Below are 11,197 nucleotides of genomic sequence, written 5' to 3' on the forward strand. Positions count from 1 at the left end.
CCACCTTCTTTTGCATTCACTATTTATTCTTTGTTTCTTTAAACTCATTAAAGTCTGCTTTACGGATCATGGCATGAATACCTTTGGTACGATCAACTACTTGGGATACCTCAAAATCTGTAGCGGCACTTAAATAAGCATATGCAATTTCTTCTGAAATACCATATTCATCAACCAAAAAGCGAATCGCTTCACGTGTTGATTTACGCATTGCTTCGTCCAAATCTTCGTCTAAACCAGGCGTAATCCAAAACTCCGCATTCTCTGCTAGAGGTTGTCTAATGGTTTTACCAGGTACTTTATCCTTGCCCGCTTTTAACAATGTAATTTTAAACGTTGCCCGCGCTGATCCCTCAAGAGCAGTCAAGGAAACTTCACCATCTCCTTGAACAAAATGACTATCACCTGTATAGAACAGTGCACCTGGCACTTGTACAGGATAGTACACCGTTGCCCCAGCACTTAACTCATTAATATCAATGTTTCCTCCATAAAATGATGGGGGTACTGAATGCACAGGTTCGCTTGTATTTGCAGCCACCCCCATAGTCCCCATAAATGGGTTTAAAGGAAAGCGGATTGATGGGCCTGTATCAGTTTTTAAAACACCTTCCCAAACTCCATTTTTATTTTTTTCAATTGGCGTAAAGATAGAAACATTACCGTATGCATCTGGATTATTTGCTGAAGCTCCATCCATCTTTTTACGCTTTGGAAACTCAGGTAATGTACCCTTTCCATGTCTATTTGAAATCACACCATAAGGAACTCGTGGTTCAACTTTTAAGATTTCAACTTTTAAAATATCCCCAGGCATTGCACCATCAATTGCAATTGGACCTGTGATGATGTGTGGACCATCTTTATGAAAATCATGCTTTAAATTGGAGCGCGTAATTAATTTTGCTTCATCTAGAACATTTTCAGATTCAACCCCATGCGATGAAAAATACTTTTCAGCATCTCTCCCCTGATCTTCAAGCAATCCTTCATGTGAAACAGTATCAAAGGTCACTGTACTTTCCGAAGGAACTGTTAATACTGGTTTAGCATTCTTATTTGGTAAATAGCCCCATGTAATTGTTTTTAATGTACTTGGAACATAATAATTCCCTTGATATTCACCTTGTTTTAATAACATTGGCTTATTTTCTAGTTGTTTTAAAACCTGAAAGTCATCAGCAAAAGTGAAAGATGAAAGTGCTAAAAGACCAGATGTGACAGCTATAGATAATGCTAAACGCGTTGTCATATGTAAATTTCCCTAATTTAATTACATAACGCTAAAAGCAAATTTAATGCCATTTTAAGTTAATATTCACGTTTTAATAAGGTTATACCTACCGCACTATTAGTCAGCTTCTTAATACAATACTGGGTATGCATTGATAAAATATTTAAATAACATTATCTTTTTTTTAAACTAGAATCCATCACAAGCCTTGGCTATACATCCCCTCTCGACAATTTATAAAGAAGAAATTTCTCTCACCTCTTCGACCAGCATTAACTCACACGCCCCATTTCCTGTGTCTGTCCGACTCAGTGAACTGCGCCACGTCCAACCATCAGCCGACTTAACTTCAACCAGTTGCCCTTTTAAATAAACCATGTCGTCTGCATCAATATCTGCAAGCTTTTGTGCAACAACTTTATTGGCTGGGATCAAATGCGTATTGGCACTACTCGACGCAATCTCATTTACTGGAATGGGTGGATTGTTCTCATAACGCCAATAATACCAACGATTACTTTGTGTAATGGATAATTGCTTGTAGACTTCAGGTTTCGCCATCTCGTTCCAACCCAAAGCAAAATCCACAGGACTTAGATCTGCTTCACGGCCCATCCTATAGTTTTCACGCGCCAACACACGAAACTCTCCCGCATATGGTTCTAAGGAAGTAATCGTGTAGCCTTCAACTTGCTGTACATTTTCAGTCGGTGAATATAACTCTAAACTTCTGCTTCCTTGCTCAGGTTTAAGCCAATATGTCCACAGCGCAAATGCCACAGCCAAAATAAGCAGCAGCTTAAAATAACCATTCATTCCCTTATCCTTATATTTTTATAGCCATACAGCGCTTAACTCCCCCAACAGTCATGAATCACAATATTTGACATCTTGTGCCATTGGAGTGAAATCTCATAATGCTAAACTGCGATGCATTAGTACTTTGACGTGCACCAATTTTAAGACCCTGTCCTTAAATATAAAAGCGCCAAGTCAATCTAAATCGACTCGTACAACTGGAAAAACGGAATACTCTCATGGCGAATAAATTTGAATTCAACATTCGTGTCTATATTGAAGATACTGATGCAGGTGGCATTGTTTACCACGCCAATCATATTCGCTTTATGGAGCGTACCCGTACAGAGTGGTTACGAGCTTCTGGTGTAGATCATTACTGGCATCAAAAAGACTATAACTTCGTTGTACACAAAATTAATGTGAAATATTCACGTCCAATTTTAATGGATGATTTAATTACTGTTACAGCAAGTGTTGTTTCGTGTAAGGCTACGTCATTTGTGTTGCAACAAAATATTTATCGTGGTGAAATCATGCTTGCATCTGGTGAGGTCGAATTGGCATGTATCAGTTCAGAAATGAAACCACGTCGACTTCCCGATGAAATCCGCGAACTGATTCTAAAAGAATTAGGACAAGACTAAAAAAATTATTGGCACATGTAGTAACTATGGCAACTCAACTCGAATCATCTCTTCAAGTTTCAGATCTAATATTACAAGCAAGCCCAGTCGTACAACTGGTAATGCTGGCTTTACTTTTGGCCTCGCTGTTTAGCTGGTATCTGATTGCCAAGTTACACATGAGTTATAAAAAAGCACAGGCAGACGATGACCATTTCCAAAAAATTTTTTGGTCGGGTGCTGAACTGAATACGCTGTATAACAATGCGCAACTTAATTCCAAACGTGTCGGCCTTGAGGATATTTTTTATCAAGGTTTAGGCGAGTTTTTAAAACTCAAAAAACGCAATGCTGCCCCAGCACAAACCATTGAAGGCACAGAACGTATTTTACGCGTCGGTCTAAGTCGTGACCAAAGCCAACTTGAACAAGGCTTAGGTGCTTTGGCCAGCATTGGTTCTGTTGCCCCGTATGTCGGCTTATTTGGTACCGTTTGGGGCATCATGAATGCATTCATCGGTTTAGCAGACGTAGATCAAGTCACCCTTGCAACGGTTGCACCCGGTATTGCTGAAGCCCTCATTGCTACAGCGATTGGTTTATTTGCAGCGATTCCAGCGGTATTGGCATTTAACCATTACACTGGAAAAGGCGAAACGGTTTACTCCGATCGTGCTTTATTTGCAGAAGAAATGGTTGCGTTATTACAACGTCAGTCTTTGGGTGAAACTAAGGAACATGACTAATGGCAATTCAACGTTCAGGGCGCTTCGAGCGCATTAAAAAACCACTAAAAAGTGAGATGAACGTCGTCCCATATATTGACGTCATGCTCGTATTATTAGTGATTTTTATGGTCACCGCACCCATGATTACCAGCGGCATCAATGTCGATCTTCCTCAGGCCAATGGCAACCCCATTGAATCAAAAGATGCACCTGCAATGGTCAGCTTAGATAAAGAAGGTCGCTATTTCCTTAAATATAAAACACACAGTTCAGCTGAACCTTTGGCTTTATCTGAATTGACGTCTATTTTAAGTGAAGCACAGCAACAAGCTCAGGCTGAAAATAAAACTTTAACCGTTGTTGTGGAAGGTGAACAGTCGCGCTCTTATGGCGAAGTCATGTCGCTCATGAACAGTCTACAAGAAGCGGGTCTCAGCCAAGTTGGATTACTCACAGAGCCATTAAAGTAATTTATGAAAGATTTTAAAAAGCCACCGTTTAAACAAAAAGCCATCGCGCTTGGATTTACCTTTGGTGTCCATGTGATTGCTGTTGTTGGCTTACTTTATCTTGGTATGAGTAAACCACCAGAGCCACCGAAGCAAATTAGAACTGTGCTCATCAAACCTGAGGACTTAAAGCCTGTTACGCTTGAAGAAACAGAGTTTACGGAAACAGCACATGAAAATGTCGCCAAAGAAATCACACAAACTGCTCCGCCCGCTGTAGAGCCTGCACCTGTTATCCTAACAGCGCCACCTATAACACCCGTTGTACCAAAGGTCGACGCTCAAAAAGCAGCAGCGGATGCCAAAGCTGCTGAAACGGCAGCGCGTAAAGCTGAATTACAGCAGCAGATTCAGGCACGTGCAAAGGCAGAAGCTGAAAAACTACAAGCTCAGCAAGAACGTGCTGCTGCCCGTGCAGCGGAGCAAGCTAAAAATGCTGAGAAAGCCAAAGCAGATGCAGCGGCGAAAGCCGAAGCAGACGCCAAACGCCGAGCAAACTTAGAAGCATTGAAAAAAGCAGAGGCAGTACAAAAAGCGAAGCTTGACGCACAAAAGAAAGCAGATCTCGCTAAAAAGCAGCAACAAATTACTGACGCCAATAAAGCTAAAGTTGCGGCTGATGCAAAAGCCAAAGCCGATGCCGATAAAGCCAAGGCTGCCGCTGATGCAAAACGTAAAGCCGATGCGGACAAAGCAAAAGCCACCGCTGATGCAAAAGCCAAAGCAGACGCCGATAAAGCCAAGGCAAATGCCGATGCTAAAGCTAAAGCAGATGCAGCGAAGGCCAAAGCTGACGCTGATGCGAAACGTAAGGCTGATGCGGATAAAGCTAAGGCAAATGCTGATACAAAAGCCAAAGCTGATGCCGAAAGAGCCAAAGCCGCCGCTGATGCAAAACGTAAAGCCGATGCTGAAGCAAAAGAACGTGCAGCTGAAGAAGCACGTGCTTCATCTGCAAAACAAGCTGCCGAAGAAGCCGCGCAAAAGAAAGCTGAAGCAAAGCAAATTGCTTCAACAGCTAAGCGCGACTTTGAAAATAAAATTAAGCGTGCATGGGATACCCCAGCAGGTTCAACGGGTAAAACCGCGACTGCACGTGTCACGCTTTCGGATAGTGGCGCTGTACGCTCTGTGATCGTAAGCTCCAGTGACCCTGACATGAAAGCCAGCGTCGAAGCAGCTGTTCGTTCTGCTGCACCCTATCCAATGCCTTCAGATCCAGAAGCGCGCCGTCAAGCACAAAGCTTTACCTCATCCTTTACTGCAAAATAACCCAAATCCCTCTGAACAGTCAGGGGGATTTTTTTAGCCTAAATCTCAGTACTTTTATATACTCAAATAACTTATTTTAAATACGTTTAATCTGTTTTGGCTTTCAATAACAATCAGTGCAATATCTTTAATTTCAGTCGATATTTCACTCCATACAAGCGAGTCTCTACTGCTCCTTATCACACATATCTACCTATGCGTTTTTGCATTTACGCTTCAACGACTTAATTCTTACTCATTTTTCACAGTGTTATAACAGATCAGTCATAATTTCATGCTTTTAATATTAGAAAATCATGCCATTATGTAGAACAATTAAACCCACAATAAAAGCCGTTTGTTTGAGTAAATAACGAATGATGGAAATGACGCGTAAACACCTTCTTAGCCTAGCCATTTTAACTGCTTTCAGCCCAGTCTTAGTGACTCAAGCGCATGCTCAGCTTCATTTAGAAATTGCAAAAGCACCTGAAGAAGCGCCTAAAATTGCAATCGTACCTTTTAGCAATGACAGCAGTCTCTATCCTATTATTGAAACGGATTTAAACCGCTCAGGGAAATTTACCAGCGCTTCAAAAAATTTACCTGCAACAGCCAGCATGAATAATCCGAACGCAGCCAACTGGCAAGCAGCTGGTGTTCCATATGTCGTTACAGGAACAGTAAAAACCACTGAAAATGGTAGCTACGAGGTTCATTACCAACTGTATGATGTCCAAAAACAACAATATCTTTTAAATGAATTATTAACTGTTCCAGCATCACGCGTTCGTTCTGCTGCACACATGATTAGTGATGCCATTTATCAAGCATTAACTGGTATTCCAGGAGACTTTAGCGGTCGTATTGCTTATGTGCTACGCAATCCAGCTACACCGGAACAACGCTATACACTACAAATCGCGGATACTGATGGTGAGCAGCCACGTACAATTTTAACGTCACGCGACCCCATTCTATCGCCTGCTTGGACTCCAGATGCCAAGAAAATTGCTTATGTTTCATTTGAAACCAAACGCCCTGCAATTTATGTCCAAGACCTTTCCACAGGTGCGCGTGAAAAGCTTGCTAGCTTCCGTGGTCTAAATGGCGCACCAAGCTTCTCTCCAGATGGGAAAAGTATGTTGTTCACCGCTTCTATGCATGGCAACCCAGAAATCTATCAAATGAACTTGGAAACCCGTCAACTGCAGCGTATGACCAACGACAGTGCCATTGATACTGAAGCGCGTTATGCGCCAGATGGTAAGTCATTTATCTTTACTTCTGACCGTGGTGGTTCTGCACAAATTTACCGTTATGACTTGGCAAATAGCAGCTATAACCGTCTGACCTTCCGTGGCGCATTCAATGCACGTGGTACGCTCAGTGCCGATGGCAAAAAACTAGCACTGGTCCACCGTCCAAGCGGCAGTAACTATAAAGTCGCTATTCAAGATTTAAACTCAAGTGTCACCAATATTTTAACACCAACCAGTTTGGATGAGTCACCTAGTTTCTCGCCAAATGGGCAGATGGTGGTGTATGCAACGCGTGAAGGTTCACGTGGTTTGTTATCGATCATGTCACTGGATGGCCGTTTCCGTATGAATTTACCAAGTGAACAAGGTGAAGTCCGTGAACCTGCTTGGGCACCCAAATAACTTTTTAATGACTAGTCATTTAATAATCATCAATTTTCATGGAGATGAAGAATGAAATCGATCAAACTTTTAGCCCTTCCAATCTTAGCGACTGCTCTTGTGGCTACAGGTTGTGCGAGCCGCAAACCTGCTGCAACAATTGAAGCAGGCCAAAACCCAAATGGCTCAACCACAGTCAATACTCAAGGTCTAAGTGAAGATGCTGCTTTAAATGCACAAAATCTTGCAGGTGCATCAGCAAAAGGCGTGACTGAAGCCAACAAAGCATTTTTAGCAAAACGCGTTGTACATTTTGACTATGACAGTAGCGACCTCAGCAATGATGATTACCAAACGCTACAAGCCCATGCACAGTTCTTAATGGCAAATGCAAATTCGCGTGTAGCGTTAACAGGTCATACCGATGAGCGCGGTACACGTGAATACAATATGGCATTGGGTGAGCGCCGTGCCAAAGCGGTTGAAAGTTTCTTAATCACCACAGGTGTGAGCCCAAACCAACTTGAAGCAGTTAGTTACGGTAAAGAAATGCCAATCAATGCAGGCCATGACGAAAATGCATGGAAAGAAAACCGTCGCGTAGAAATTAACTACGAAGCAGTTCCACCACTTTTAAAATAATGCTGGTATCACAACTGAAATAAAAAAAGCGCTCCTTTCAATGAGCGCTTTTTTTATGACTTAAACTTGTTCAGGCTTAGGATTTTCATCAGATTCTTCAGCATGTTGCATAGATTCAATCATGTCATGTTTATTGAACTTTTTATACTCAGCCTTTGCTTCGTAGTCTTGCCACGCTTTTTTCACACTATCGTCTGAAATATCATCTAAGTTAATCCCTTCGCTCGGCGTTGGAGTCGCATCAAATTTTTGCGTTGTCATTGTTGTGCTCCTATTTTTACCTGATATCCCTTCCATCAACATAGCACTTTCCACAAGACTTGCAAGGGTAAAATCGCAGCAAATAGTCGAGTTTAATTGTTCTTTTGTCTCGTTCTCGACTAAAATATAGCGCAATGTTGATTTTGTTACGTATTCAAGTTTTAGTGGAGTCCTCCCCCTTATGTCATATCTCAATCTGTCCCAATTTTTAGAACAACAAACGGGAAATCTTACGCCTGAATTGGCACAAGTAATTAGCACCATTGCTGCTACTTGCCAAACCATCGATCAAGCTTTACAAAAAGGTGCTTTAGCTGGTGTCTTAGGTAGCGCGCAGCATGAAAACGTGCAAGGTGAAGAACAGAAAAAACTGGATGTGATTTCAAATGATTATTTGATTGATGCTCTAAAAATCCACCCACAAGTTGGTGGTTTAGCGTCTGAAGAATTGGATGAATTCACACCAGCTCAAGAAAATGGCAAATATTTAGTTTTATTTGACCCTCTTGATGGTTCAAGCAACATCGACATCAATATGTGTGTGGGTACTATTTTCTCAATCTTGCCTGCAAAAAATGCTGTGACACAAGCTGAAGACTTTATGCAAGCAGGCAACCAACAAGTTGCTGCGGGTTATGTACTTTATGGCCCATCAACCATGTTGGCACTAACAGTCGGCGCAGGTACGGTGTTCTTTACCTTTGACCCAGAAACTCAACAATTCTTGCTCACATCTGAAAATATTCAAGTGGCAGCAGATACCAAAGAATATGCCATTAACTCATCAAACCAACGCCACTGGGAAAACCCAGTAAAACGTTATATTGAAGAACTTCTCGCAGGTAAAACAGGTCCACGTGAGAAAGACTTCAATATGCGTTGGGTGGCTTGTATGGTGGGTGACATTCACCGTATTCTTTGCCGTAGCGGGATTTTCATGTATCCATACGACCTCAAAGATCCGAAAAAAGCAGGTCGCCTGCGTTTAATGTATGAAGCAAACCCTATGAGTATGCTAATTGAACAAGCTGGCGGTGCATCAACAACGGGTCGCGTTCGTATTTTAGACATCGAACCAACTGACCTACACCAACGTGTCCCTGTGATTATTGGTTCTAAAAACGAAGTCGATTTAGTGACCGGCTACCACAACTAATTTTTTTAAATGCGCATAGCCATCTGAAGCGTTATGCGCATGAGTCTCTCCCATGTCAATCGTTTTTCTTGAATCAAAAGACAACCCAAAGATTAAACATCTGCGCGGTTTAATAGAGCAAAGTAGCTACCGTAAAAAGCAAGGTCAAACTGTGCTTGAAGGGACACACTTAGGCTTAGCTTGGGTTGAAAAAAAGAAGAAACTCAATTCTATTTTCACCACTGAAAATGCACTCGAACACCCTGATATTTGCGATATTCTAGATGAATATGAGGGTGCTGTTTTTGTCATTGCTGAAAGCCTATATCGTGACTTAAGCACATTAGGAACCACTTTGCCCTTCTTGGCAGTTGTAGACTTACCAAGTTCAAGCCAAAGTGTAGACTTTAGCTTGGATACCTTGATTTTGGAAAACATTCAAGATCCAGGCAATGTAGGCACATTACTGCGCTCTGCTGCTGCAGCAGGTATTAAGCAAGTTATTTGTACCAAAGGTTCTGCAGCACTCTGGTCACCACGTGTATTACGCGCAGGCATGGGTGCACACTTCTCACTCAACACCTATGAAAACGTTGCCATCGAAGATGTACTCGAACGCTTTGAAATTCCAGTGTATGTGACCAGCTCACATCAGGCTGAAAGTTTATATCAAAAAGATTTAACACAAGCTTGTGTCTGGATCTTAGGCAATGAAGGCCAAGGAGTTTCTGACTTTGCTTTGGCACATGCTCAAGCACTGAGCATACCGCAGCCCGGTGGCCAAGAATCTCTCAATGTCGCTATTGCGGGTTCAATCTGCTTTTTTGAAATGGTACGTCAACGACTTTAAAATCGTTAAGTTATATTAACTAAAGTCTGCTCAGCAGAAAAAATAGATTACACTAGAAAAAATAATTACTTGTGTTGTCAACCAAACCATTATTTCCAACGTTATAGGCACATGATCGAGGAAATAATGGTGGGTATCCGATGACAGGATTTTCCATCTCTATGGATTTAGCACCCAAACAGTCTAAAACGCAGGATTCTAGTACTCTTAAGAGTACAGCAGAGTCTCGCCTAAAAAACTTCATGCAGGAAGTGACTGGTCGTGCGTTAGTAATGATGGAAAGTGCCACCCAAAACCAGCAAGGTATCGCCATGGATTTGGTGCAAGAAGCTTTTATTTCATTACACAAATCTTATTCCGATCGATCTACAGAAGAATGGTATCCCCTGTTCTATACCATTTTAACCAATAAATTACAGGATTGGCGTCGTAAAGAAGCACGTCGAGCACAACCCTTTTCTTTCTTTAAAAAAGTCAGTCTTGATGATGACGATTTTGAAGTCAATGAGGTGGTCGATGAAAGAGCGCTGAATCCTTCAGACTTCTTAAGTCAAGCTGTCACTGCGGATGAAATTCAAGAAGCCATTGCTGGTCTTCCGGTTCGTCAGCAGCAAGCATTTATGTTACGTGCATGGGAAGGTTTTGATACTGCAACCACTGCGCAAATCATGAATTGCTCTGAAGGCAGCGTTAAAACTCATTACCACCGTGCGATTCAAGGCTTACGCAATGCTCTCGCACATTTGAATCCACATCTAGGAGGATCATCCGAATGAAAGATGATTTCTTAAAGCAAGTAACCTCCAAACTTGATGGGCTCGCGCAACACCACAAAAACAAACCCGTGGTGATGCAACATGTTCTTGATGACATTCAAGATCAAAAGTCCTCACGTTATGGCCTTTGGAAAATGTCAGGTTTTGCTTTAGCCGCGGCTATTGCTGGCTTTGTCGTACTTCCGAACTCTGTAACCCTTGATGAAAAGCCACATAACCAAGTGGTTTCGACTCCTAAACTTTCACCTCAAATGGTTGAAGATTTAGAAATGTTATTGGTTTTAGGTGAGGACACTGTTCCACATGGCAGCTAAACGTGTCGCTTTCGCACTTTGCACGCTAGGTTTTTTACAAACCAGTTTTGCAGGTTTTGATCGTTTTTGGATTTTTTCTAAAGATGCAGATACCCAAGTGTCTGAAACATGGGAGTCGTTGTCTGAAGAAGAACAACGAGCGTTGATTCAACGTTACCAATCCCTTAAAGAACTGCCCGATGCGCAAAGTGCAGCCCTGCAACAACGTATGGACTGGTTTACTCAGTTACCTGAGCAAGAAAAGCAAAAAATGCGTGACACTTGGCAACAGATGAGCACCCAAGAACGACGTGATTTACGTGTACGCATGCAAAAAGCAGATGCAGATGAACGTGTGAATATTCGAAATGAATATATCAACAAGTACATCCATAGCAACACTGCTACACATTAAGATGCCTAGCCGAATATAAATACTATAGAAACGCTC

General features: G+C 41.9%; 14 protein-coding genes. 11 read left to right on the forward strand and 3 right to left on the reverse strand.

The genetic code is table 11. From position 1 onward, the window contains the following. Nucleotides 1-19 precede the first annotated feature (19 nt). Together PTT44_RS09615 and PTT44_RS09620 are read right to left on the reverse strand one after the other, a co-directional pair. Nucleotides 20-1,252 (reverse strand): acetamidase/formamidase family protein, encoded by a 1,233-nt coding sequence (locus tag PTT44_RS09615; RefSeq protein ID WP_168159062.1) that lies wholly within the window; start codon nucleotides 1,250-1,252, stop codon nucleotides 20-22. A 216-nt stretch (nucleotides 1,253-1,468) separates the two neighbouring features. Next, on the reverse strand, nucleotides 1,469-2,050 hold the full coding sequence (locus tag PTT44_RS09620; protein ID WP_062034680.1) for a hypothetical protein: 582 nt from the start codon (nucleotides 2,048-2,050) through the stop codon (nucleotides 1,469-1,471). Between the two features lie 221 nt (nucleotides 2,051-2,271). On the opposite strand from PTT44_RS09620, the gene ybgC reads away from it, so the two are divergent. The 6 genes from ybgC to pal all read left to right on the forward strand — a co-directional run bounded on the left by ybgC (nucleotide 2,272) and on the right by pal (nucleotide 7,431). Next, nucleotides 2,272-2,679 (forward strand): tol-pal system-associated acyl-CoA thioesterase, encoded by a 408-nt coding sequence (gene ybgC / locus PTT44_RS09625; protein ID WP_004693869.1) that lies wholly within the window; start codon nucleotides 2,272-2,274, stop codon nucleotides 2,677-2,679. 26 nt (nucleotides 2,680-2,705) lie between these two features. Further along, a complete protein-coding gene (gene tolQ / locus PTT44_RS09630) occupies nucleotides 2,706-3,404 on the forward strand; it encodes a protein TolQ (RefSeq protein ID WP_004693871.1) in 699 nt (232 codons plus the stop codon). Beyond that, a complete protein-coding gene (gene tolR / locus PTT44_RS09635) occupies nucleotides 3,404-3,856 on the forward strand; it encodes a protein TolR (RefSeq protein ID WP_004693872.1) in 453 nt (150 codons plus the stop codon). The genes tolQ and tolR overlap by 1 nt, the downstream gene beginning before the upstream one ends. A gap of 3 nt (nucleotides 3,857-3,859) precedes the next feature. Next, complete coding sequence (gene tolA / locus PTT44_RS09640; protein WP_168159063.1) at nucleotides 3,860-5,167, forward strand: cell envelope integrity protein TolA; 1,308 nt, start codon at nucleotides 3,860-3,862, stop codon at nucleotides 5,165-5,167. Nucleotides 5,168-5,526: 359 nt separating this feature from the next. Next, nucleotides 5,527-6,810: a Tol-Pal system beta propeller repeat protein TolB gene (gene tolB / locus PTT44_RS09645; protein WP_005399723.1), complete on the forward strand. Its 1,284-nt coding sequence runs from the start codon at nucleotides 5,527-5,529 to the stop codon at nucleotides 6,808-6,810. A gap of 51 nt (nucleotides 6,811-6,861) precedes the next feature. Next, nucleotides 6,862-7,431, forward strand: a complete 570-nt coding sequence (pal, locus tag PTT44_RS09650) for a peptidoglycan-associated lipoprotein Pal (RefSeq protein ID WP_168159064.1) — start codon at nucleotides 6,862-6,864, stop codon at nucleotides 7,429-7,431. A gap of 60 nt (nucleotides 7,432-7,491) precedes the next feature. Here the strand turns inward: pal and PTT44_RS09655 are convergent, their stop codons facing one another. Continuing rightward, nucleotides 7,492-7,692: an NF038105 family protein gene (locus PTT44_RS09655; protein ID WP_004980614.1), complete on the reverse strand. Its 201-nt coding sequence runs from the start codon at nucleotides 7,690-7,692 to the stop codon at nucleotides 7,492-7,494. Between the two features lie 181 nt (nucleotides 7,693-7,873). On the opposite strand from PTT44_RS09655, the gene PTT44_RS09660 reads away from it, so the two are divergent. From PTT44_RS09660 to PTT44_RS09680, 5 genes are all read left to right on the forward strand, one after another. After that, nucleotides 7,874-8,848, forward strand: a complete 975-nt coding sequence (locus tag PTT44_RS09660) for a class 1 fructose-bisphosphatase (protein ID WP_058952079.1) — start codon at nucleotides 7,874-7,876, stop codon at nucleotides 8,846-8,848. A gap of 52 nt (nucleotides 8,849-8,900) precedes the next feature. Further along, nucleotides 8,901-9,677, forward strand: a complete 777-nt coding sequence (locus PTT44_RS09665) for a TrmH family RNA methyltransferase (RefSeq protein WP_078425975.1) — start codon at nucleotides 8,901-8,903, stop codon at nucleotides 9,675-9,677. A 161-nt stretch (nucleotides 9,678-9,838) separates the two neighbouring features. Beyond that, complete coding sequence (locus PTT44_RS09670) at nucleotides 9,839-10,453, forward strand: RNA polymerase sigma factor (RefSeq protein ID WP_004693886.1); 615 nt, start codon at nucleotides 9,839-9,841, stop codon at nucleotides 10,451-10,453. Next, nucleotides 10,450-10,767: a hypothetical protein gene (locus PTT44_RS09675; RefSeq protein WP_004693889.1), complete on the forward strand. Its 318-nt coding sequence runs from the start codon at nucleotides 10,450-10,452 to the stop codon at nucleotides 10,765-10,767. Before PTT44_RS09670 ends, PTT44_RS09675 begins: the two co-directional genes overlap by 4 nt. Continuing rightward, the gene (locus PTT44_RS09680) at nucleotides 10,757-11,161 is read left to right on the forward strand and encodes a DUF3106 domain-containing protein (RefSeq protein WP_010326404.1); all 405 of its coding nucleotides are present in this window, start codon (nucleotides 10,757-10,759) and stop codon (nucleotides 11,159-11,161) included. The genes PTT44_RS09675 and PTT44_RS09680 overlap by 11 nt, the downstream gene beginning before the upstream one ends. Nucleotides 11,162-11,197: the final 36 nt, after the last annotated feature.

Source organism: Acinetobacter sp. Gutcm_16, assembly GCF_028649355.1.
GTDB classification, from domain to species: domain Bacteria; phylum Pseudomonadota; class Gammaproteobacteria; order Pseudomonadales; family Moraxellaceae; genus Acinetobacter; species Acinetobacter johnsonii.